The sequence below is a fragment of the Paraflavitalea devenefica genome (genome assembly GCF_011759375.1).
In the GTDB taxonomy this organism is placed as follows: Bacteria; Bacteroidota; Bacteroidia; order Chitinophagales; family Chitinophagaceae; genus Paraflavitalea; species Paraflavitalea devenefica.
Genome location: NZ_JAARML010000007.1, coordinates 74,681 through 99,019 on the forward strand (window position 1 = coordinate 74,681; position 24,339 = coordinate 99,019).

At 49.0% G+C, this 24,339-nt stretch carries 17 protein-coding genes and 1 riboswitch; of the genes, 5 read left to right on the top strand and 12 right to left on the bottom strand.

The window, feature by feature from the left end; translation table 11 throughout:
* Position 1 precedes the first annotated feature (1 nt).
* From metE to cmoA, 4 genes are all read right to left on the bottom strand, one after another.
* Positions 2-2,314 carry a 5-methyltetrahydropteroyltriglutamate--homocysteine S-methyltransferase gene (gene metE / locus HB364_RS29320; RefSeq protein ID WP_167292000.1) on the bottom strand — a complete coding sequence of 771 codons (2,313 nt, stop codon included), beginning with the start codon at positions 2,312-2,314 and terminating at the stop codon, positions 2-4.
* Between the two features lie 138 nt (positions 2,315-2,452).
* Positions 2,453-2,621: riboswitch (cobalamin riboswitch) on the bottom strand.
* Positions 2,622-2,655: 34 nt separating this feature from the next.
* Positions 2,656-3,483, bottom strand: coding sequence for a formyltetrahydrofolate deformylase (gene purU / locus HB364_RS29325; protein ID WP_167292001.1), 828 nt, complete (start codon positions 3,481-3,483; stop codon positions 2,656-2,658).
* Entirely contained in the window at positions 3,483-4,205 is a 723-nt protein-coding gene (locus HB364_RS29330) for a methyltransferase family protein (RefSeq protein ID WP_167292002.1), read from the bottom strand. The genes purU and HB364_RS29330 overlap by 1 nt, the downstream gene beginning before the upstream one ends.
* A complete protein-coding gene (gene cmoA / locus HB364_RS29335) occupies positions 4,206-4,949 on the bottom strand; it encodes a carboxy-S-adenosyl-L-methionine synthase CmoA (RefSeq protein ID WP_208420139.1) in 744 nt (247 codons plus the stop codon).
* A gap of 324 nt (positions 4,950-5,273) precedes the next feature.
* On the opposite strand from cmoA, the gene HB364_RS29340 reads away from it, so the two are divergent.
* Positions 5,274-6,200, top strand: a complete 927-nt coding sequence (locus tag HB364_RS29340) for a hypothetical protein (protein WP_167292003.1) — start codon at positions 5,274-5,276, stop codon at positions 6,198-6,200.
* Here the strand turns inward: HB364_RS29340 and HB364_RS29345 are convergent.
* From HB364_RS29345 to HB364_RS29375, 7 genes are all read right to left on the bottom strand, one after another.
* Positions 6,197-9,313, bottom strand: coding sequence for a T9SS-dependent choice-of-anchor J family protein (locus HB364_RS29345; protein WP_167292004.1), 3,117 nt, complete (start codon positions 9,311-9,313; stop codon positions 6,197-6,199). The genes HB364_RS29340 and HB364_RS29345 overlap by 4 nt on opposite strands.
* A gap of 88 nt (positions 9,314-9,401) precedes the next feature.
* The gene (locus HB364_RS29350) at positions 9,402-10,562 is read right to left on the bottom strand and encodes a THUMP domain-containing class I SAM-dependent RNA methyltransferase (RefSeq protein WP_167292200.1); all 1,161 of its coding nucleotides are present in this window, start codon (positions 10,560-10,562) and stop codon (positions 9,402-9,404) included.
* Positions 10,563-10,701: 139 nt separating this feature from the next.
* A complete protein-coding gene (locus HB364_RS29355) occupies positions 10,702-11,379 on the bottom strand; it encodes a hypothetical protein (RefSeq protein WP_167292005.1) in 678 nt (225 codons plus the stop codon).
* A gap of 86 nt (positions 11,380-11,465) precedes the next feature.
* Positions 11,466-12,101 (bottom strand): Crp/Fnr family transcriptional regulator, encoded by a 636-nt coding sequence (locus HB364_RS29360; RefSeq protein ID WP_208420140.1) that lies wholly within the window; start codon positions 12,099-12,101, stop codon positions 11,466-11,468.
* A 4-nt stretch (positions 12,102-12,105) separates the two neighbouring features.
* Positions 12,106-14,949 (bottom strand): glycoside hydrolase family 95 protein, encoded by a 2,844-nt coding sequence (locus HB364_RS29365; protein WP_167292006.1) that lies wholly within the window; start codon positions 14,947-14,949, stop codon positions 12,106-12,108.
* A 77-nt stretch (positions 14,950-15,026) separates the two neighbouring features.
* Complete coding sequence (locus tag HB364_RS29370) at positions 15,027-17,771, bottom strand: family 78 glycoside hydrolase catalytic domain (protein WP_167292007.1); 2,745 nt, start codon at positions 17,769-17,771, stop codon at positions 15,027-15,029.
* Positions 17,772-17,895: 124 nt separating this feature from the next.
* Positions 17,896-19,281: an alpha/beta hydrolase family protein gene (locus tag HB364_RS29375; protein WP_167292008.1), complete on the bottom strand. Its 1,386-nt coding sequence runs from the start codon at positions 19,279-19,281 to the stop codon at positions 17,896-17,898.
* Between the two features lie 210 nt (positions 19,282-19,491).
* Between HB364_RS29375 and HB364_RS29380 the strand changes: the two genes are divergently transcribed.
* Complete coding sequence (locus HB364_RS29380; protein WP_167292009.1) at positions 19,492-20,013, top strand: DUF1440 domain-containing protein; 522 nt, start codon at positions 19,492-19,494, stop codon at positions 20,011-20,013.
* Between the two features lie 129 nt (positions 20,014-20,142).
* A complete protein-coding gene (locus HB364_RS29385) occupies positions 20,143-20,472 on the top strand; it encodes an ArsR/SmtB family transcription factor (protein WP_167292010.1) in 330 nt (109 codons plus the stop codon).
* A gap of 3 nt (positions 20,473-20,475) precedes the next feature.
* On the opposite strand, the gene HB364_RS29390 is transcribed toward HB364_RS29385, so the two are convergent.
* Positions 20,476-22,305, bottom strand: a complete 1,830-nt coding sequence (locus HB364_RS29390) for a peptidoglycan DD-metalloendopeptidase family protein (RefSeq protein ID WP_167292011.1) — start codon at positions 22,303-22,305, stop codon at positions 20,476-20,478.
* A 329-nt stretch (positions 22,306-22,634) separates the two neighbouring features.
* Here HB364_RS29390 and HB364_RS29395 point away from each other — a divergent pair, with 329 nt between their 5' ends.
* Positions 22,635-23,630 (top strand): sensor histidine kinase, encoded by a 996-nt coding sequence (locus tag HB364_RS29395; protein WP_167292012.1) that lies wholly within the window; start codon positions 22,635-22,637, stop codon positions 23,628-23,630.
* Positions 23,623-24,336: a LytR/AlgR family response regulator transcription factor gene (locus tag HB364_RS29400; RefSeq protein WP_167292013.1), complete on the top strand. Its 714-nt coding sequence runs from the start codon at positions 23,623-23,625 to the stop codon at positions 24,334-24,336. The genes HB364_RS29395 and HB364_RS29400 overlap by 8 nt, the downstream gene beginning before the upstream one ends.
* Positions 24,337-24,339: the final 3 nt, after the last annotated feature.

Sequence of the window (24,339 nt, forward strand, 5' to 3'; positions counted from 1 at the left end):
ATCAGGCAACAATCTTTTTCTCAACTTCCGCCCTCGCTATAGCGGCGGCCTTCACCATATTTTCCAGCGCTGTTTTTGTTTCCGGCCACTTGCGGGTCTTCAGCCCGCAATCGGGATTCACCCATACATTGCGCGCCGGCAATAACGTGGCCGCTTTCTCCAGGAGTGATACCATCTCTGCTACCGATGGCACGCGGGGCGAATGAATATCATACACCCCCGGCCCTATCTCATTGGGATACTTAAAATGTGCAAACGCTTCCAGCAGCTCCATTTGCGAACGCGAAGTTTCTATCGTGATCACGTCGGCATCCATCGCAGCAATATGCTCTATAATATCATTAAACTCACTGTAGCACATATGCGTATGGATCTGCGTTTCATCTTTTACACCGCTGACTGATATACGGAATGCCCGTACCGCCCATTGCAGGTAGGCTCCCCAGTCCTTTTTCCGCAGGGGCAATCCTTCCCGGATGGCAGGCTCATCTACCTGTATAATACTAATACCTGCTTTTTCCAGCGCCACCACTTCATCCCGGATAGCCAGGGCAATCTGGTTGGTGGTCACAGAACGCGGCTGGTCATTTCTTACAAACGACCATTGCAGGATCGTTACCGGCCCGGTGAGCATGCCTTTCATAAAGCGGGTCGTTTGCGCTTGTGCAAAACTGCTCCAGCGCACCGTCATATCCGCAGGCCTGCTTACATCGCCCACAATGATAGGCGGCTTCACGCAGCGGCTGCCATAGCTTTGTACCCATCCGTTTTTCGTAAACACAAATCCGTCAAGCTGTTCCCCAAAATATTCTACCATATCATTGCGCTCAAACTCGCCATGCACCAATACGTCCAGCCCCGTCTCTTCCTGCCAGCGGATGGCTTCCAGGGTAGCCTGCTCAATAGCGGTATCATATTCAGCCTGGGTAAGCTCCCCCTTTTTTAAGCGGGCGCGCAATTGCCGGATATCATCCGTTTGCGGAAATGATCCGATCGTAGTAGTAGGAAACAAAGGAAGCTGGAACAGTTGGCGCTGTACCTGTTGGCGTATAGCAAAAGGGCTATTGCGTTCACCGTCTTTGGCTGTAATGGTTGCTACCCGTTCTTTTACTGCCGGCTTATGGATAAGCGCTGAGGTGCTGCGGCTTTCCTGCGCCTGCTGGTTGGCGACCAGCAAAGAAGTATTGCCATTTACAATAGCGGCCAGTTCTCTTACCTCCTGCAGCTTCTGTTTGGCGAAAGCCATCCAGTTCCTGATCACAGGATTAAGACCAGTTTCCAGGTCAAGGTCAAAAGGCGTATGCAGTAAGGAGCAGGAAGGTGCGATCATCACGCGCTCCGCCCCCAGCCTGTCAATCGCTTTCCGGATCAGGGACAGCGATTGGCTGTAATCATTCTTCCAGATATTCCTGCCATCAACAACACCCAGTGAAAGCGACAGTTTGGGCGGTATGCTGCTTAAAATGTCATCCAGTTGCCGCGGCGCCCGCACCAGGTCTACATGCAAAGCGCAAACCGGCAGGCTAACGGCCAGTTCAGTATTTTCCTGCAGGCCTTCAAAATAAGTGGTAAGCAGGGTCTTCACATGCGGGCAATGCTTCTTAATCTCTGCATAGGCATACTTATAGGCCTGCTGTTGCTTTTCCGTGAGGTCCATGGCCAGGAAAGGTTCATCCAGTTGTATCCAGTCGGCCCGGTAATCATCTTTCAGCTTATTCAGTATCTCAACATACACCGGCACCAGCTTTTTGATCAGGTCTATCCTGTCAAAAGGCACGCTTCCTTTTTCTTTGCCCAACAGCAAATAGGAAACAGGACCTATCAAAACAGGCTTGGGCGTTTTGCCGGTCACATACTTTGCCCCGCTGAACTCACTGAAGAGCCGGTTGGAGAACAGCTTAAACGACTGGTCATGTGTAAACTCAGGTACGATATAATGGTAATTCGTATCAAACCATTTTGTCATCTCCATGGCCGTAATATCAAGGCCATGACGCTGGTAGCCCCTGGCCATGGCAAAATAGAGATCAATCTCTGTGTTGTCCTTCACATCGGTTACCACCGGTGCATAACGGGTGGGGATAACGCCCAGGAGCAATGACATGTCCAGCACCTGGTCATAAAAACTAAAATCATTACAGGGAATCAGATCAATGCCGGCTGCGGCCTGCAGCGTCCAGTTATCTTCCTGGATCCTTTTGGCGGCCAGGAATAGCTCCTGCCGGGAGATGGCGCCTGTCCAGTACTGTTCACAGGCCTTTTTGAGTTGGCGGTGGCTGCCCATACGCGGGTAGCCCAGGTTGTTTGTCAGCATACGCAAAAACTTTTAGGTTAAACATTAAGTGAATAATGCCTTTACGTTTAAGAGTATGCTTCCGGAATTTAAGAATAAGAGAGGTACAGCCTTATGAGGCATGGGGCTGCTCCTGACTTCTGCTTTAAACTGCGAAAGCATTCGTCCGGTTTCCTGGCAAGTATCTGGCTTGGGAGTGATGGCGAACGTGAAACGTGCGACCTTCAACCCTTACAGTTGCGCAACAGCCCATGATTTACACATGGTTCCTTTTTAATAATACCGCCGATAACGATAGGCGACATTAACCTGGAAACGACCATTAAAGTAAAGAACGATGGCGCGAAGGTATATCTTTTCTATTACTCGAAGACAACTGTTTTATTATTATACACAAACACCCGGTCATCAAATACAAGCCGTAGCGCTTTGGCCAGTACAGCAGTTTCTATTTCTTTACCGGCCCGCATCATATCAGAGGCTGTGAGGGAGTGGGTCACCGGTATAATCTGCTGGGCAATAATGGGGCCTTCATCAAGGTCATTCGTTACAAAATGGGCAGTAGCGCCAATCAGCTTCACGCCGCGCTCAAATGCCTGCCGGTAAGGATTGGCGCCGGCAAAGGCAGGCAGAAATGAATGATGGATATTGATGATGCGGCCGGGGAAGGCCGCTACAAAAGCAGGCGATAAAATGCGCATGAACTTGGCCAGCACAATATAATCCGGCGCGTACTGTGCTATGCAGTCCTTTATCTGTTCTTCAAATACGGCTTTGAGAGCCTCATGATGCGGTACATGGTGAAAGGGTACATCAAAGCGGCCGCAGATATCCTGCAGGGTATCATAATTACCGATAACAGCCTGTATATGGGCGCCCAGCGTTTTAAAATAATGACGGATCAGCATATCCCCCAGGCAATGATACTCTTTGGTCACCATCACCACGATCTTCTTTTGCGGCAATGGGTCTACTACGATGGCTGCATCAGGCGGCAAAACCGCCTGCAGGGATTTTGCGATCCCTGCAGCATCAGCTTCCTGCTCTACCTGCACCCGCAGGAAAAAGCGGTTCTCTGTCTTGTCCACATGCTCCCGCAAAGAAACAATATTAAGCTGCTGCTGCGCCAGCACACCGGAGATGGCAGCCACCAGCCCTACCCTGTCTATGCACTGTATGACGATAATCATTATTCTTTCAGTTTGCCCGATTTCTTCAAATATCGGACAAAAAGATACCATACCAGCAGGAGTGGCAACAAAACGGCCCCTAAAATATTCCTGAAGTGGCTATCATAACCGGTTAACTGCGGATACCTGAACAGTAAGATCAGTACGATACCGGAAAGCCAGATATATTGGGTATTATACTCTTTAAGCAGCCAGCGCTTCCAGTTAAATTGCATCGAGCTAAAAGTTGTACCCAGTCTCTTGAGCATAGGCAGCCACCGGTTTACCCGGCTGCAATAACTTACGAAGGCCTGCCCGAATTTCCCGCGCAGGAAGTTTTCTTCCGCCAGTACAATAGACTGGTAAATGAGTATGAACAGCGGCATAACCACCACCACATACAGGAGTGAATTAGAGAGAATACCTACACCCAGCAGCATCAGCATATTGCCCACATACAAGGGATTACGGCAATGATGAAAAATACCAGTCGTAACAAGGTCTTCTGCATACACCTTACCATCCTTACCGCCCCGGATAATATAAGCCAATCCGATCGTGGCGCCGCGTATAACCTGCCCCATCACAGTAACCAACAGTCCGGTGATGAGCGGCCAGTAATAATAACCGGCCCCGAAATATTGCTCACTGAATAAAGGGGCAGAAGGAACGAACAATAGCAGGTAGAGTACTATAAACAATCCATTCCTGTGCTTAAAAAAGAAATTACCGATCCTGACCATTTAGTATTTTTTTGCAATGATCCCTGAAAAATTATACCATTTAAAGAATACCTCACAATGATCAAATCCAGTCTTTTGCAGCAGGGTGATATTCTCACTCAGCTTATATGGGATCAATACATTTTCAAGTGCCTCCCGCTTTTGGGCAATCTCCATCTCACTGTACAGGTGCCTGCGTTTCATGTCATAATAATACTTGATAAAGTCCCGGTTGAAGGCGCTGTTTTCGGCCAGTATCTTTTCTACAATAATCACCACGCCCCCGGGCACCAGTCCCTCACAGATCTCCCTCAGCAGGCGTTCACGGTTAATAGGACGCACGAATTGCAGGGTAAGGCAGAGCACTACCACAGAAGCATCCTGGATAATAACAGCCCGGTTAAGGTCTTCTTCCTGCAAAGCATAGGGATGTGAGCAGGGAAGCGCTTCCAGTTTTTGCCGGCATTTGCTGAGCATATCTGCAGAATCATCTATGCCAATAAAGCTGATATCGTCCGGGACCGCCTGGTCCATATATATAAGAGTAGTTCCTGTGGAGCAGCCCAGGTCATATACCTTTGTATGCGGTATACAATGGTCGGCAGCCAGTTCGGCCACCATGCGCTGCATCTCTTCATAAAAAGGGACGGACCTGTTGACCATGTCGTCAAAGACACCCGCTACTTTGCTGCTGAACGTAAAATCAGCAGGCTTTGAATACACTTCTTTAAATACTTCGTCTTTATGCATAGAGGGTCGGTTCATGATGAAATCAATGATTGCAATTTATTTACCCGCGCGCGCAGGGCACAGTCAGCCCGTGTTTTGGAAAACTGAATGATTAAATGTAGATGTTTGCCTTAACCTCTTACTTTTTAGTGAATAAGCTGATGGGATCTAAGACGATGAAATTAAAGGATGCCAGGCGGGGAGAAGTCTTAAAATATATTAATCCGGCCGGGAAATCGACATGCGGGCTATTTGTGCAGACGAGAGGGATTCAGACAGCAATAAAAATATGCCATCCTTGCCGACTATAAACGAACATTTTCGTATATTAGCTTCTTACCGTAATCAACACCTTTCACTATGCGAACGCTATTTTTTACATTAACCTGTATGTTACTCACTGTTATTTGCCCGGCACAACAATATGATACTGTTCTTTACAGAACCAACGGAAGGGTTGACGGCTATCACCTGGCCCTGCTTCCGGCCGGTGGCGTGTCGAAAGGCCTGCTTGTTTTTATTCCGGGCGCTTCTACCGAAGCGGATGATATGATGAAGGAGACCGACCTGCCGGTGAAAGCCCAGGCAGCAGGCTATACAGTAGTTATCACGTATTTATCAAACAGGGTTTTCTTTGATTCGGCCAATGTACTGCAAACAAGGTTGGAACAATTGGTTAAAGATGCTTCGGCAAAGTATAAGACACCGGCCGGTAAATTTATTATCGGGGGACATTCCATCGGCGGGCACCAGGCGATGATCTATACGGAAAAAGCCATGATGCCCGGCTCAAAAGCCATTAAGCCGGCGGCCGTGTTTGGTGTGGACCCGCCGTTGGATATGAAACGGCTTTATAACGGTTACCAGCGTGTGTTGGCAGCAGGAGCCGGTGGCGAAGCCTTGTATGTGACCACTAGATTCAATTCGATCTATGGCGGTCCGCCCGAACAATTTCCTGCCGCCTATGAAGCAGCATCCTCTTTTTACCGAGATGCAGCCAATGGTGGCAATGCACGCTTCCTGAAAGACATTCCCGTTCACCTGTACTGCGACCCGGATGTAATCTGGTTTGTAAATGAACGGAATATAGGCGTGGAATGGACCAACCTGGCCGACACATCAGCCTGCATAGCCACCCTGCGTAAGCTGGGTAACGGGAAAGCAGAACTGGTTACCAACCTCGGTAAAGGCTATCTGCCGGATGGCAAACGCCATCCCCATGCCTTTTCACAGGTACAGGCACCGGAATTCCTGGGTTGGGTAGCGGAAGTATTGAAAGGTATCTAACGAACCTTTAACAGTCGCTCCGTGATCGTCTTATCCGTATACTTCATTCGCACAAAGTAAACACCACTGCCGCCACCGATAACTACAGGTATCTGGGCCGGGGCATTGCCATTAAAGGTACGCTTATACACCACTTTACCAAGCATATCAGTAACCTGTACACTTTGCAGCTTTACCGGTAATTCCAGGTGCCGGATACTAAACCCTTCTTCGAACGGGTTAGGCCCTACCATATAGCCTTTCTTCTTGAGCAAGGCAGGCAACGTCACCGTGGCAATGTCAACTTTATCAAGCCATATATTATTGCCGTTCTTACCAATACTCCTGAATACTACCTGGAACCGGCCACGAACAGGGACCAGCTTGCTGATATCAACATACTCTGTTCTCCATTGCGCCGGCATAGTGGGTACATGCCCCAGGGTGTCCCCTGCCGGGTAAGTGATTGGCTGACCGGGAGCGCCAGTGGTTTGCAGTGCAGCCCCCCATTTCTTATAGACAGACTGGAAAGTTTTTCCACAATCCATCGTGAGCAATACTTCAAGGGTATCTATCGGAGTTACCGTACTGCCGGCCGGGCGTGATAAGGCGTGCGACAGATCAAAGCGGATAACCAGGGAGTCGAATTCTCCCACCTGTAGCGGGGGCATATACAGATCATCAGCCTTTCCATTAGCGCTAAAGCGATAATTCCTGATCCAGGCAGCGCCTGTTTGTTCACTGGCGCCACGATTGGTTGGTTCCCAGGTATAGGCCTTGCCGGAACTATTCACGGCCCAGTTAGCCGGCGGGAAGGTGGCCAACTCAAAACCTTCTTTGAGCGGCGCAGTCTGCAGATCGGTTACTGTAAACTGAACCCGGCTGGTGTCATTGCTAACCACATGATCGTCCTGTCCATTAGGCTGCCTCGTATACACTGTAAGCAGGTGACTGCCCGATGTGGTGAGCGATACAAGCTTTAAGGGTACCGCTGCCTCCTGGGTTTTGCCCAGTGCGCCTGTCCACATAACAGAATCCAACGGTCCGTTGTCTACCCGGAACAGTACTTTCACATTACGCAGGGTATCCTTGCCCTGTGAAGCTATTTTCACAACAGGTGTAAAGTCGCGTAAGCACATGACCCTGGAAGGCTCTGTAATGCTGCTGACTGTTGCATCCCGTGTAATAGCATATACATTCAGTTGTACATCATCTATATAAAGGTTATTTCCGTACCTGTTAACTGTTTTGAACCCAACGATCACACTGGTGGCATTGCCAACAAATGGTTTCAGGTTAACCCGGGTGTTTATCCAGTCGGCAGCGGCTGGTGCATAAGCGGAACTGAGCGTTCCGGGTACAGTAGCAAGATTAACACCGCCACGTTTCCACACCTCTGAAAAAGTGACGCCACAATCGAAGGAAATAACAACAGCCAGTGTATCGGCTTCAGCAGCGCTGGTGCTGTACGCTCTATAGGCGCGTTCAAAAGACAGGATAATGGAATCCGCCTCCTGGATATTGATGGAGGGAGACAGCAGAAAATCCTGGTGCAGCGTGCTGCCGTCATAATCATAGAACCGCATGCGGGCCGATGCAACACCGGATTTAGCAACTCCTGTAACTCTTTCCCAGGTGATGCTGCCGGTATTTGGATTGACAAGACGCCATCCTGCCGGCGGGAAAGTGGCCAATTCAAAGCCTTGCTCAACAGGCCCGGCTAAAGGGGTCTGTATCGTATAAGTAGTAGTTAAAGTATCATTACCATTTCTGCCATCAGTAGCTCCATTGGGTGTTGCCACATATACCTTCAGGCTATGGCTGCCCATGGCCGATGTAAGCGTTGTAATATCAAACGTAGCAGTGCCCAGCGACGCCAGGTTGCCAGTCCAGTTATAAGTGACTGCAGCACCATTATCAATCTGTGCTTTGATAGCAAGACTGGTAAGGTTGGCAGTTCCATAATTTTTGATCGTGACCTTAGGAGTAAATACCGGTGAGCAAAAACTATTCGTAGCAGTATTGCCGCAGGTACCGGCTGCAGGCGATGCAATAGCCTGCAAAGCGGCGTCATTCAACACCGCAGCCGGAGGTGTGCACGCATTGGAGGTCATCAGGCTGGACCTGAATAAGGTGAGCGCTGCTTCCATCCTGGCCACCTGGTTGAGGGTGAACATGCAATAGCAGGCATCATCCGTATAGTCCATATAATTCTGGTACATTTTGCCGGGTGGCATATTCGAACCCGCACAATTCGCCGCTACAACACCGGAAGGACATCCCGAAGTTGGACCACTTTGTGCAGGGGTATCATCTGCAAACGAAGGCAATCCCGCTACAGCAGGGAAATCGGACTGACAGCCTGCACCATCACCCCAGATGTGGCGGGCATAAAAGAAGTGGCCCGCTTCATGGACCGCCGTACGCCCTTTATTAAAAGAAGGGCTCACATAAGCAGGATTGTTGCCGAACCCGGCCAGCGTAAGACAGATACCCTGATTCTCAAGCAGGTCGGTATTGGGAAAAGTAGCGATGCCAAGTGTGCCATCGGTTGACGTCGCCACCCAGATATTAAAATAACGGCCCGGGTCCCAGGAACTGGCGCCGCAGGTAGCGGGATTTTTGAGGGTATTAGAGGTATTCCTGTTCCAGGTAATACCGGAAACAACACGATCAATGCCGTTGGAAGGATTACCGGCAGGGTCCTGTTGCGCCAGGCAGAAACGTATTTGTGATTGTCCGAACGAGGCGGCAAAAACGCCTGCATTCATCTTATCGGCATTGGTGCCGCCAAAATCTTCATTGAGCTTATTGATCTGCCAGATCACATCTGCATCTGTTACTACACCGGGATTGGGCAGCAGGATATGAACCACCACCGGTATCGTAACAATGGCATTAAGTCGGGTGCCTGGATTGTTGGTACGTTCCTGTATCTTTTGGAGGGTTTGCTGGTGCAGCCGTTCTTCGTCGGCCTGCATCCTTGCCTTGAGGGAAGGGTCCTGTTTCAGGAGCGCTTCCAGGTGTTCTGTGGCGCCACAGCGAACAGGTGGTGGCGTTAGTTGGGCAGATACTGAAAGATTAATACATAGCAATAAAATAATAACGAGGGGCCGGGAGATAAATTTTCGCACAGCAATAAGTTTAGGAGGCGGGAAGGTACTAATAAGCGTGCTGCGGGACAAAAAAGATGTATGAATGAAATGTAAAAAAACACATGGTTCAGGAACGTTTCCCGCTGTACAGCTCATATTCCAGCAGGCGGCAATCAATAATGCTCGTATAAAACTCTATCCGCCGTGTTGCTTTGAGGCCAATCTTTTTCGCCAGTTCAAGATTACCGGTAAATACATAGCCAAAATAACCTCCGCATTTTTGTTTCATAAAATCACCTATGCGGCTGTATGTCTTTTCAAGTTCGGCTACTTCTCCCAATCGTTCGCCATATTCGGGGTTAACATAAAAAATACCAGGTACGTTGGGCGGTATTTCCGTAGCTGCAAAATCACAAACAGTAAACTCGATCAGGCCGGCCACGCCGGCGGCAACGGCATTTTTGCGGGCATTCTCAATGGCCCGGGCACTATAATCTGTGGCGATAATACGAAGACCGGGCACTTCCACTATTTGCTGCTCCAGCAATGCATCCTCCTGCAGGTATACCTGTTCATCGTAACCCTGCAGGTGCATAAAAGCATAATTGGTCCTGAACAGGCCGGGCCTTCGGTTGGTGGCGATCATGGCTGCTTCAATAGCTACTGTGCCGGAACCACACATCGGGTTCACAAACGGGCTTACCCTGTCCCAGCGGGTGGCATAAATAGTAGCTGCGGCCAGTGATTCCAGCATGGGCGCCTGGCCAGGTATCTTGCGGTATCCGTGGCGGGCCAGCGAATCACCTGAAGTATCAACGAACACTTCAGCATCTTCATTTTTCCAGAACAAATGGATCACAGCACCTGTTAAGGCCGAACCGGTAGAAGGACGTGTGCCTCTCTTATCCCTTACCCTGTCGATAATGGCATCTTTTACCCGCAGGTTTGCATACATATTATTATTGATGCTCTCATTATTCACATTGCTGGTAATGGAAAAATAACCGGGCTCAGGCAATATATCTTCCCAGGGATAAGTGATCAGGTTATTATATACATCATCGGCATTCACCGCCTTGAAAGACCTGAGGCTGTAGAGCACCTGGCTGGCGCAACGCAGGTTGAGGTTTAACCTGATACACTCATTAACGGTAGCTTTTAATCGCACCCCCGTTACAAAAGTTTCATCTATAGCATAACCAAGTTCTTTTACTTCCTGCTCCAGGTAAGGCATCGTGCGTTTATGGCAGGTAATAATAACGGTCCCTGTAGTGGTATATATGTTCATCAAGTGCGAAAGTAACAAAACCAAGGGAAGTCATATAAAATCAATCTGGACTTCCGGGACAACCGGCTTGCTGTAAACCGTAAGTGGTGCCACCGCTGCACTTTCAGCAGGCAACCTTTAGCTGTTTATAGAAAGTATTTTACTGCCAGCTTGCCAACAATTGCCGGATGGCTACAAGATGGGCCAGCAATACCGCCGGTACTATAAAGGCAGGCAGCCATACGTAAGGGAAATACAGGACGGCTACATTGGGCTGGTCGAAGGCCAGTTGCTGAAAAGGCAAGGGCGCAGAGAGTATAGCATGAATGACGATGTTCAACAACAACCCAAGACAGATGATGTTCCAGATCAGCAACAGTATTTTTCTTAACTTCTGTGCATGAAAGCAAAGCAATACGATTACGGGAGCAGTGATACCGGAAAGAATATCATAGTTGATTCCTTCAAAAGTCATTAGCCGTGGGACCTGTTTATACACAAACAACCAATACAACACTAATTCCACCGGGATGCGCACCACATGCAACCACGTGAGCCATTTCAAATTCCAGTTATCCAGGAATGTCCTGCCCCGGCGGGCAATGAATAACAGGATAATAATGAGCAACGGAGGCCCAAGCGCCAGTATAAAACGCGGAGGCATAGTGTTGGTATCCGTATAAAAACCAGACATTCCGGTAAACGCCTGTAATATCAGCCACAATAAAGCAACAACAATAGTGATGCGCGACCGGCCGGTGCTTTTGTACAGTAAGTATAAAGCGAGTATAGTAGTGGCAATGAATACCACTGGTATGTAAAGAGGTAACTTTTCCATGACTTGCTGATTGCTTGTTGACAACACAAAGGAAAAACAGAAAGCGCTATTATATCTTGCCAAATGGCAAGAAAGAGAAGGTGGGCTTATTTTTTAGCATATTCCTTCCTGATGCGGCTCAGTGAAGTATCCGTGATACCCAGAAAGGAAGCGATATGCTTTAATGGCACGTTTTGAAAGATATCAGGATTACCCTTCAATAAATGTTCATACCGTTGCTCGGCTGTTTCAGTGATCATGGAGAGCGCCCTGTTTTTGAGGTCTGTCAATATCTTCACCAGTATGGACCTTCCAAACTCACGAAATTCAGAATAGGCATGAAACAAATGATTCAACTGTTCATAGGTAATATACCACCCCTTGCAGGGAGCCAGGGCCTGGATGTTCTCTTTCGAGGGAATGCGGTTAAAGAAAGACGACACTTCAAATACCACCTGTCCGGCAGAAGAGAAAGCAGTGGTTACATCTTTACCATCTACATCATACACAAATGCCCGCATAAAACCTTCTTCAAGGAAGAAATACTCGTTGGATACCTGTCCTTCTTTTAACAACAGATGGCCTTTGGCAATCTCCTTTTCAGCAAATAGCAGTACAATCTCCCTGACCTGGTCGACAGAGAAGTAATGGGAACTTTGAAAGAAATGGGAGAGTTTGTTGTGGGGAATATCCATGCTTCCGAAGATAGGTAGTTTCGTCAATTCCCCGGCAACAGCCAGCATGATTTTATATTCCAAACTGGCCGCCAGCTACTATATACCGCTTCCGTTGCTGTGTATTCAACTTAATGGTTTTCCCCTTGTATTTCAATACACAAACACCACCTGCTTTGGATAAAATACTGGCCTGCTGCAAAGCGCCGGCCTTCCATTGCATGTTGATCTCAAACCCGCCCCTGGCACACAGGCCTTTTACTGTACCATCGGGCAATGCAGATGGCAATGCCGGCAACAACTCAATATAACCCGCATGACTTTGCACCAGCATCTCAGCCATGCCTGATGCGCCTCCAAAATTACCATCTATCTGGAAAGGAGGATGCGCATCAAACAGGTTGCGGTATACGCCACCACCCTCTCCTACACTGTTATCAGCAGGAGCCAACAGGCGCTCTGCCATCCGCAAAGTATGATCGCCATCTTTGAAACGCGCCCAGAGATTTACTTTCCAGGCAAGGCTCCACCCCGTACCTCCATCACCCCGGTACAATAACGACTGACGGGCAGCCTTCATCATACCGGCTGTACTGTCCCAGGTAATATCCGTACCCGGGTACACGCCCCACAGGTGTGATACGTGACGGTGTTTATTGGCGGTATCATCTTTATCTGTGAGCCATTCCTGCAACTGACCGTGCTTACCCACCTGGTTAGGCGCTAGCTGCCGGTATTTTTCATTCCATACAGATTGTAAGTGGGCATCAGTCTGTAAGAGCTGTGCTGCTTTGCCGGTAATCTTAAACAACTCCCGGATGATCTGGTGGTCCATTGTAGGGCCGGCAACCAATCCGCCCTGCTCCGGTGAGTTGGACGGCGTGCTGATGAGCCAGCCTGTCCTGGGATCTTTCACCAGGAACTGTACAAAGAAATCAGCCGCCGATCTCATAATAGGGTAAGCCTGCCGCAGGAATGCTTTATCCTGTGTAAACAGGTAATGCTCCCACAGGTGCAGGCATAACCAGGCGCCGCCGGTAACCCAGATACCATGATTCGAAGCATTGATAGGCGCCGTACCCCGCCACAGATCGGTATTGTGGTGCAATACCCAGCCGGGGGCGCCATAATGTTCTTTGGCTGTAAGCTCCCCTGCTGCAGCAGTTTCTTTGATGAGCTGGAATAATGGATCGGCACAGACACTCAGGTTCAATAGTTCTGCCGGCCAGTAATTCATTTGGATGTTGATATTGCTGGTGTATTTACTGCCCCAGGGAGGCGTAAGCAGGTTGTTCCAGATGCCCTGCAGGTTGGCAGGTTGTGCACCCGGACGGGAAGACGAGATCAGCAGGTAACGGCCATACTGCATATAAAGCGTCAGCAATCCCGGATCTTTTACCGCACTGAACTGATCTATGCGCTTGTCAGTAGGCAAGGCAGCATTGGCCGTGGAGCCAAAGTTGACCGAGAAAGTGTTGAAATACCTTTTATAATCATTGATATGTGCAGCCTTAATAGCGGCATACGTTTTACCCTTTATTTGTTGCAATGCCTGTTGGCAAACCGCTTCCGGATTACCGCCGGCATCGTTATAACTTGTAAAGCTGGTGCCAGCCACCAGGTAAAAAGTAGCTTCATCAGCACCTTTCAATACAATGGAACTATCGGTTACCAGTACGCTTCCTTTAACGGAAGCAACATGCAGGTAACTGACGCCTTTTAATACCCCATTCTTTACCTGCAGGGAAATAGCCAGCGTACGATCATCTACCTTCCTGGTAGATGACAGCTTATGTGGTGTGTTCAGCAACGCTTCCAGGTCAATACTGCCCGGTTTGCTGGCAGTGAGGTGTATCACCATCGCCTGTTGTGGGGCACTTGAAAAATACTCGTGGGTGAAACGAATGCCCCGCTGTTGATAGGATACAGTAGAAATGGCATTGGCAATGTCCAGCTCACGGCGGTAATCAGTGACTATAGCACCAGCCCAACCGCTCTTGTACAACCACAGATCCCCAAAGGGCTGGTAATCGGCCTGGTAACGGGGAAAGGAGGGTGGGTTATCATCCTGTACCCGATACTTCCAGGTAGTGGGAATAGGCTGACCGTTTTCGGGAGTACCGCCTTCGGGATACATCACCAGGGCTTTTTGTCCGCCCCGGGCGCCGGCAAAGCCCCCCTTATCAAAAAAGTTCAGCGCCTGCACAGCCATTACATTCCTTCCTTTCTTTAGTACAGCCGCAGGAACCAGGTAATGCCTGTTTTCATTGAGACCATCAGTAGTACCAATAAGCTGACCATTAACATAAGTAACATCCATATCCCGCACACGACCAAGGTCAATATAGATGTTCTTACCAACCCATGCTTCCGGTACTTCAAAAGATGTTCGCAGCCATACAGCGCCATCCAATCCATCAAGATCCGATCCCAGGCTTTCCCATCCGTTGTTGTTGGGCACCCGCATTTCCCGCCAGTTGCCATCGTTATAATCAGTGGCCGCATAGCGTGCATCCGCCTTTACCTTGCTGAGCCAGCCTGCTTTCTGCTGATCATAGTCTGCCTGCTCCGGGTATTTCACGCCCATGAATTCCTTTTCGGCCAGCGCTTCCGCTTCGGCCTGTTTACCTTCCTGCAACAGTTGACGGATGGGTTGCAGGTATTTCACAGCGCCATTGCGCTGGTAATCGTGCGGTCCGCCCGTCCATAAAGTAGCTTCATTAAACTGTATGTGTTCAATCAATGGGTGGCCATAGATCATACCGCCAAGGCGTCCATTGCCAATAGGCAGCGCTTCTGTCCATTTTGTAGCGGGTTGTTTATACCAGAGCTTGAGTGGAGGCTCCTGTGCATGGGCAGACAGGGTACAGCAAACAATCATTACTGGTAAGCTCAGAATAGGCAAGTACTTCTTCATCTATCAGGTCTTATTGTTCGTAATATAGACCATATAGCATAAAGCAAAGCAAGTTGAGAAACAATATTAATAATAATCTATTTCACCACAAATTCATACTTCCCCGCTCCCACACCTACGAGGGCGTAGTCATCTTTGTACGCTATTATTTGCACAGCTTCGCCACCCTCTGTAACCTGCCTGCCTTTTGCACCAGGGATATGCACAGTAGCCCGGGTATTGGCGGGAATGGTCACATTCAGTGTAAAAACATTACCCTCTTTTTTCCATTCACTGACGATAGTGCCGTACAACGACTCATAACTACCCTTTACATAACTGATATCACCTACCACCTCTGGTTGTATCACAATATTGCTCCAGGCTACCGATCTGTCCGATTGCCGGATGCCTGCCAGCCCGCCATAAAACCATTCCATAATATGGCCCAGCATGAGGTGGTTATTGGATACCACTTCCAATGCCTGCCAGGATTCTGTCAAGGCCGTAGCGCCTTTCTTGAGCTGGTAGCCATAACCCGGCACATCGTCCCGGAAATTCATATCATACAACAAGGGTGAAGCGCCGCCTTCCTGCAATGCCTGCACCAGGAAATGAAAGCCCACATCACCAGCCGTTAACTTTTTGCCGGTAGTCGTAATAGAGTCCACCAGGTTTTTAAACACCGCTTCCCGATGTTTGTCTTCCACCAGCCCTACCACCAATGGCATAGCCATGGAGGTTTGGCTACCGGTAGCATATACTTTTGTGGAGACATTGAAGAAGGTATCATTAAACACCTGCCTGATTTCCTTGGCCTGTGCCGCATAAGCAGTAGCGGCCTGCGACTTGCCAAGCAAGGAAGACATCTTGCTCAACAGCTTTACATCATAATAATAAATAGCAGTAGCGGTGAGTCCCATCGGGGTAAGTTGGGCAAATCCCGGACGGTTGGGCCCCAGATCGTACCAGTCGCCCAGGCCGTGTGACAGAATATGATGCTGAGATTTACTTTTCAGGTAAGACACATACTTTTCCATCATGGGATAGGCCTTGCGAATAATGGCCGTATCGCCATACCATTTGTATTGCAGCCAGGGCAGTATCACGGCCGCACTTCCCCACTCCGGCGAATCGCGGAAGCCGCCGTCAAACAATACAAACTCCGGTGCGATATCCGGCACCATACCATCGGGCAACTGTGCATCCATCATATCATGGATGAGCTTATTGTACAGGTTATACGTTTCAAAATTGTATTTCACAGAAGCGCCCATCAGGTAATCCTGTTCCAGCCAGCTCAGCTTCTCCCGGTGCGGGCAATCGGTGATCACGCTTTGTAAATTCCCCTTAATGCCCCATTGTATCAATGTGTCAATACGGTTGAACAAACTATTGGAACAGACAAAAGAACCATTGGTGGGCGTCGAATTACGCGTATGCAACGATGTAAGTCTTGTTATCTTTGGAAGATCCGCGCCGCCTGTAGCAGTATCGGGCACAGCACCCTCCACCTGCACATAACGGAAACCATAATAAGAGAATACAGGACGCCAGGTTTCCTCACCATCCCCTTTCAGGGTATAACTAAAGTAATATGGGCTGCCTGTTGCCTTCTGGTTAGCCAATTGCTGGTCATTGATCAGCTCAGCCGGTATCAGCTTCACCGTTTGCCCTTTCTTACCACGCACTTTCAATACTACAATGCCGGAGATATTCTGGCCGAAATCATACACATAACTGCCCGCTACCAGTTGTGTTACCTTTTTAGCCGTGAAAGACTGCATCACTTTCACCGGGTAATCCAATTCAGCCATCAGCTTTCCTTTGGGTACCGTTACCGGCAATGCATTCTTCCAGGAGGCATCCTGAAAGCCAGACTTGTTCCATCCTGCCTGTTCCAGTTGCGCATCATAATCCTCCCCGCCGAAAATGCTGTTAAATGTAATAGCCGAAGGCGCCGTTTTCCAGCTTTGATCAGATACAATGGTTTGTACCGCGCCATCCGTATACGTGATCTTCAGCAGGCAGATCATTTTGGGCATACCAAAAATTGTGACCAGCTTACGGTATCGCTCGCGGTTAATATGGTGGAACCCATTGCCTACTACCACGCCAACCACATTACGCCCGGGCTGCAACTGGTCCGTCACATCATACGCATTGTACAAACAGGTTTTGTCATAAAACGTCCAGCCCGGCGCCAGGAAACTTTCACCGGTCTTTCTTCCATTCAGGCTCATCTCATATTGTCCCAGTCCGCTCACAAAAGCCACAGCACTGCGTACTTTTTTGGCAATAGTAAATTCCTTACGGAATAAGGGCGTTACCGGGCGCTGCTTTGCTTTCTCGCCCAGCTTGCCGCCGCTGCCATGCACGCCCGGCACGATCCGCATCGTATCATGTATATCTTCATAACCGATCCATTGCGCCTTCTTCCAGTCCGCCTGCGCAAACAAACCTGTCGTAAACTGGCTGGTGACGCTCCAGGCCATTGCTTTATTTTCCTGGTCCCATACCCGTACCTTCCAATAATAGGTGGTGGCTGGCTTTAAAGCCTTGCCTTTATACACCACCTGAATGGAATTACCGGAAACTTGTTTGCCACTGTTCCATATACCGGCCCTATCATTTTCCAACTCATTGGCCTGTTCGGCTACTACTACCTGGTAAGCCGATTGCAGGAACCCACGCTGGTCGCTCTTTATTTTCCAGCTCAGGATAGGCGATGCTTTATCAACACCCACAGGGGTAATGCGGTGTTCACAACGGAGGTCATAAAGCTGGGCGACGGCTGTGATTGAACTAAGGAAGAATATTGTAATAATAATGATCCGGAACATAAAGAACATTTCATGAATTGGCTAGTGGTAAATGGCTAGTGACTAGTAGAGAGCGTCGGACTGGTTAAATAGTCGCAGCTATAGCCCACTTGCCACTAGCTACTTACCACTTGCTCTTTGATTACTATTTTTTGTTTTCGAATATTTTCCTCAACTCGTCAAAACTCTTAATCGCATTCGCCGGCAGGTTTTCACCCTTCGGGCCAAATACATACAAAGCAGGCTCCTCTTCGATGGTTACTTTACTTTCATCTACCTTACCGGCAGCATCCTGCAGGGGCTTTATATCCAGCTTAAAATGTTTGGCGATGAACAGGTATAAGGGCTGACGCTTGTTCACCCCAAAATCATGGCCTTCTTCCGGCAGGTGTACATTCTCTACCAGGTCTGCCTTTCCATAATAACCATACATCTTTTGCAGGTAGGGAAACTCTGTTTGCGGCACATGATCTGTCCAATCCTTTCCATCAGAGATCACCAGTTGCGGGCGCGGCGCTGCCATGGCGGCAATTTCCGGATTGGCCGTACCACCGCCACATAAATGCACAGGCATACCGCTTTCGCAGGGGCAGCCGCCACTATGGTAAGAGGATAACATCACAACCGGTATACTTAACTTAATACGATTATCCAATGCAGTGATAAGCATCGTATGACTGCCGCCACCTGAGCCGCCCGAAATAGCAACCCGGCTGCTGTCGGCTTCTTTTAACGTGAGCAGGTAGTCCAGTAGGCGGATCGTTCCCAATGCCTGCACCGTCATAGCCAATGCACGGCGATGGTCTTCTGTTTTAAACTGTAACAAGGATTCGCCCCAGGCAAAGAGATCATAGCTGATGGCCATGCAGCCCATACGCGCCAGGGTGGCGCAGCGATACTGGCAATCGGCCCGGTAACGGTGTTTGGCCCAATGCCCGTCCGGGCAAAGCACCACCGGTATCTTACCTTTTGCTTTCAACGGGCGGTACAGAGAACCGGCAATGTATAGTCCGGGTAATATTTCAAAAGCAATATTCTCAATGCTGTACCCATTCATCGTTCTTTTATTCACAATAATGGGCTTGCTGCCGGGTGCGGGCGGCAAAGGAGATAACTGCAACGCCTCCCATAGGCACTTTTTTAAGGAGTCTCTCCGCAGCTCCCACTGCTGTGCATTACTATACAGGGAAGCGAGGTGGTCCAGACGGGCCTTGCCTTCTTCCGGCGTGAGGCGGTGATATTCAAAATACTTAAGCTTATAGCGTTTGTCGCCGGTCTTGTTCACCGCCATATCCAGCGGCGCTAATACATTGGCCAGGGTTGCTTCTGCATCGGGCCGGTAACGCCATTTGGCATAAGTAACCCATTTATCTTTCACCATGTCCTCGCCATACTGCATCTTAATGCCATACTGTTGCTCAATATCTGTGAGCACTTCTTTCAGCGGCATCCTGAATTGTTCATCGGATGTCTGGGCTTTTGACAAACAAACATAGAGCACACACACAGTGAAGAACAATGTCTTTTTCATGCAAACAATCATCAGGAAATTATTAATTATTAATTATTACGTTGCTCCTGCAGCAACTGGCGTTTTTCTCCCGACTCCCGCTCATGCCTGATCATCAGACGATATCCTCCGTCAGGAGGTTGCTGGCTGTCGTACATACATCTCCCCATCAGCCTGCTGCAAATAGCGGTAAATTTATTGTAACAGTCAACTTAACTGTCCTATACCATCATGGCCATCTCCAATAAAGCAACCTTTAGCGTGTCTGCATCTGGCATACAGCCCCGCAAACAACCTTTATCGGCTATCATTAAAGCCGGATTAATAGCCGGCACGCTGGATATCCTTGCCGCCTTTGTAAGTTATATGATCAAGACGGGGAAAAACCCGCTGCCTATACTCAATTTTATTGCCAGTGGTGTAGTAGGTAAAGAGGAAGCCTATGCCGGCAGCAATAGGGTGCCGATGCAGGTATTGGGCCTGCTATTGCATTTCCTGATCGCCACCATCTTTGCTGCTATCTTTTACTATGCCTGGCCGGTCATCAGGCTGGTGAGTAAGAACTGGATCGTTACCGGGCTTTTATATGGCATACTGGTATGGCTGGCCATGAACCTCGTAGTAGTGCCGCTGAGCAGCACTCCTGTCATGAAACATACCACTTCCGGCATTATAACCGGGATGCTGATCCTGATGGTATTTGTGGGATTGCCCATTGCCTGGGTTATTTCCAGGTACCGGGCCACTGCCTGAGCAGCTCCGCTTTAAAACCCTGTCTGCAAATCGCCTTTCACTCAATGTCTTAGCTGTGCTATAAGACCTTATTGGATGCTGCATTATTTCCGTACTTTTGTAACCAAACGGCTACTACAATATTTACCTATGAGACGTGATGTTTTCCAGGCTATCGCCGACCCCACCCGCCGCCAGATCATTGGGTTACTTTCCCAGCAAACTTTAACCCTGAACAGTGTGGCAGCCAATTTTGAGGTGAGCAGGCCCGCTATTTCCAAGCATATTAAAATACTTACAGAGTGCGGATTGATCACCATACGCCAGCAGGGACGCGAGCGCTTTTGCGAAGCCAACTTCGGCAAGCTGAAAGAAGTGAGTGACTGGGCCGAACAATACCGCATCTTCTGGGCCAATAAGCTGGATGCCCTGGAAAACTTCCTGGCCAAGGAACAACAGGCAAAGAAGAAGATCAATTAGTACTTAGTCTTTCACAAAAGAAAACACTTGCTTCCTGCTGTTGCCGGCAACATCGGTTATGGTTACTTTCAACAGGTGCTTACCAGGTTTACAGTCTGCCGGAACAGGAACCGTAAAATCATCGCCCTTACTATCATACAGCATCCATTCACCATCCAACTCAGCGCGGAAGCCGGCAATACCGGCTGCTTCGTCTTTGCACAACAGTTGCAAGAGAATATTATTTGCAGCAAATGATTGACCACTCTCCCATCCCACCGGCTGCACAGCAGGCGGTATCGTATCTATCAGCAATTGTACCGTACCCAGCATATCGAAAGAAGCAGTAAGCCAGTTATCTTTCCAGGTCCCTTTGGCCACATACTTTCTTTTACCGTTGTTCAGTTGCATCACTACCCGCTGTTGTAAACGGCCGGTAACAAAGGGCAGGGCCTTGAGCGAAACCGTGTAATGATCATGCACCGGAACAGCCCCATGATGCAGGCTCACCAATGCCGAAGCTTTATTCATACCACTATTGGTTTGCTCCTTCAATACAAACGCTACTGTATCATAAAAGGCATCCTTACTAAACACCACCTTACATTGATCGCCTTTCACTGCACTTTCCCTGCCGGGGACTAAAGTATGTGCGCCGGGAGGTACCCTGCTCAGCGCTTCCTGCGCGCCACTGTATTGCACCAGGCTTTCGAAGGTGGTTGTATTATGGCGAACATCACGGAGATGGATGCTGATCTTGTGCACCTGTCCATCCGAGAGGTCCAATACGCCGGCGCCTTTTACCGCCGGCAGGTGGTTGCCCGGTAGTACCGACAAATGTTGTATATAGATGCCCGACCGCACCCACTTGCCATAATCCACGCAGGCATTGATATAGCGGCTGTCGGTATAAGAGAAACTGTCCAGCCCAGCCTGGTAAACAGGCCTGTCATCCAGCCTGAGTTCGGTCTGGTAAATGCCAAACAGGAAACGGTTGTCATTGCTTTTGTCTTCTGCCCGGATGCCCAGGCTGATGAACGGAGACCTTACTTTGATCACTTTCCGGGCGGCATGGTATTCACCATCCTCCCCTTCAATAGTAATACTGTTGGCAGCAGCACGGTAAGTACTGTACTGCCTGTTGTACCAATACAAGCCTTTTAATACGGGCGGCTTATCATCGGCCATGTCAAAACCATACAACAGCGGGTTGAGGTTATTGCCCGTTTTGGTATCCCTTACCTCAAAATGCAGGTGCGGCGCTTCTGAAGCGCCTGTATTGCCGCTGCGGGCTATCAATTGCCCCCGCCGTACCGGGAAGCGCGCAGGGTCAAAACGCATATCCTGCTCTCTTTTTTGTATAGCCAGTTGCTGTGCTTCTACCGTTGCTTCCAGGTCATCATAAAACCGGTTCAGGTGTGCATATACCGTAGTATAACCAGTAGGATGGGTAACAAACACGGCCTTACCCAGTCCGTATTGCTCAATAACAATACGGCTTACATAACCATCCGCCACCGCATATACCGGCAGGTTCTCCTGTCCGTTCGTACGCACATCCAGTCCCATGTGAAAATGATTGCTGCGCAGCTCACCAAAATTGCCCGATAACCGGAAGGGCAAACCCAGCGGATCACGGAAAGGGCGAAGGGGATAAACATAATACAGGTACCCCGCCACGCCGGTCAACAGCAGTAATAACAGGAATAACCATTTTATCCAGGAATGGAATGATCTTCCTCTGTGTTTGGCTTTTTCCTGCTGCGGAGGCAGCGTCAATGGCTCCTGCCGGGTAGCAGGCAGGCCAATAGAAGTATGCACGGGCCATGGGCCCCTGGTTACAGGATTGCTCATAAAAATGTGTTGGAAGATAACCGGGCGGCCGGGCTGGTTCCACTTCATTGCTATGTATTGTCCAAAACCCGCCTTACAGGTCAGCGACGTTCAACCTGTAAAGCTCCCTTGGGGCGCAGAAGAAACCATGCCCGCCGGTAGGCCCGGCAGCCGGCTATCGTGTGAATAGTGAATGTCAACAGTCAATGAGAATGCTCAGCGACTTTGATAATGGAAAATTACCGCCCCGGGAGGCGGTATGCAATCCAAATCGACCAACAAGGGCTGCATCTCTGCAAACAGGGAGCAGCCGGTATACCGTGTTTGGCAATAAATAATACCTTTGACCAATGCGAAAAAGGCTGTTCCTGTTCCTGGTATTTTATGTGGCTTTATATATCCTGCTGCACTTAGCTTATGACCTGCCCGACCTCGTAAACGGCCGTTCAAAATTTACCATACTGCCCAACCTGCCGGTGATCGTGATAGACATTGCGTTGTACTTCCTCTTTGCCCTGGCGCCCTACCTCCTGCTCCATCGCTTTTATCCCCAACGTGTGGCTATAGCCATAGTATTGATCGTCCTTAGCCTGCCGGTCATCTTTTATGGCTGTTACGTGATGGAGGAAATAAAAATGGGAAGAGACCTGCGGCTAAAGACCTATTTTCTCAAGAATATATTTTATGCCTTCCTGTATACCGTATACGGCATTGTCTTTTATTTCATCCGCTATGCGCAGTACAAGGAACTGGAACAAAAAGACATGGTGATCCAGAACCGGCAATCCGAGCTGTCGTTCCTGCGCTCACAGGTCAACCCGCATTTCCTGTTCAACAGCCTGCACAATATCTATTCCCTGATGTACCAGAATTCGGCAGGCGCGCAGGAAGCCATTCTTGGCTTATCGGACCTTTTACGGTATATGCTCTATGATGCCAGTGAAAAAGTACCCCTGCAAAAAGAGATAGACTACATCAGCCGGTACATTGCTTTACAGAAATTACGGTTTGACCACCCTATCCATACCCCCCTGCATATTACCGGCGACACAGCCGCCTTACAATTGCCTCCCCTGCTGTTGATACCTTTTGTGGAGAATGCCTTTAAGCATGGCGATTTTTCCGGCTCTTCAGAAGGCGTGAACATCACCATACATGCCGGCCCGCGGAACATTTACTTCCACTGTATTAACAAAAAAGGACATGGACTGAAAGATGCTGTTGGCGGTATTGGCCTGCAAAATGTACAGCGCAGGCTACACCTCCTGTACCCGGGCAGGCATTCCCTGAAAATTGAGGATACGAACAATCACTTCACCATTAACCTGGAATTAATCAATGAGTAATACCCAGCCGCCCATACGTTGCGTCATTGTAGATGATGAGCCACTGGCCGTTACCCTGCTGGTGCAATACGTGGAGAAAGTGCCCGGGCTCACAGTCGTGTTCAGTACCACCCATGTACTGGAAGCCCTGCAGGTAATAGAACAGGGCAATGCCGATCTCCTTTTCCTCGATATACACATGCCGGAACTGAGCGGTATGCAGTTTATGAAACTCATTGGCAATCGCTGTAAGGTCATCCTCACCACGGCCTACAGCGAGTATGCCCTGGAAGGTTATGAGCATGATGTGGTGGACTACCTGCTGAAACCGTTTTCATTCGACCGTTTTATGATGGCCGTCATAAAAGCCAAAGAGCGGCTGGAGCAGAAGCAGGCCACCACTGCAAAGGAAGCGCCTGACCATATCTTTATCAGGGCCGAATACCGTATACAGAAAATAGACCTGGATTCGATCTTTTATATAGAAGCATTACGGGATTACATAGCCTTCCATACTCCTTCGGGCAAGGTCCTCTCCCTGGAAAGCATGAAAAAAATGGAGACCGTCCTGCCCGCAGGCATATTTATCCGCATTCATAAGTCTTACATTATCAACCGCAATAAAATTGAGTTTTTAGACCGTGGAAAGGTGGTCATTAATGGGCAATACCTGCCTGTGGGCGAAACCTACCGGGAGAAGTTCATGTCTCAAATCGGGATAATATAGTGT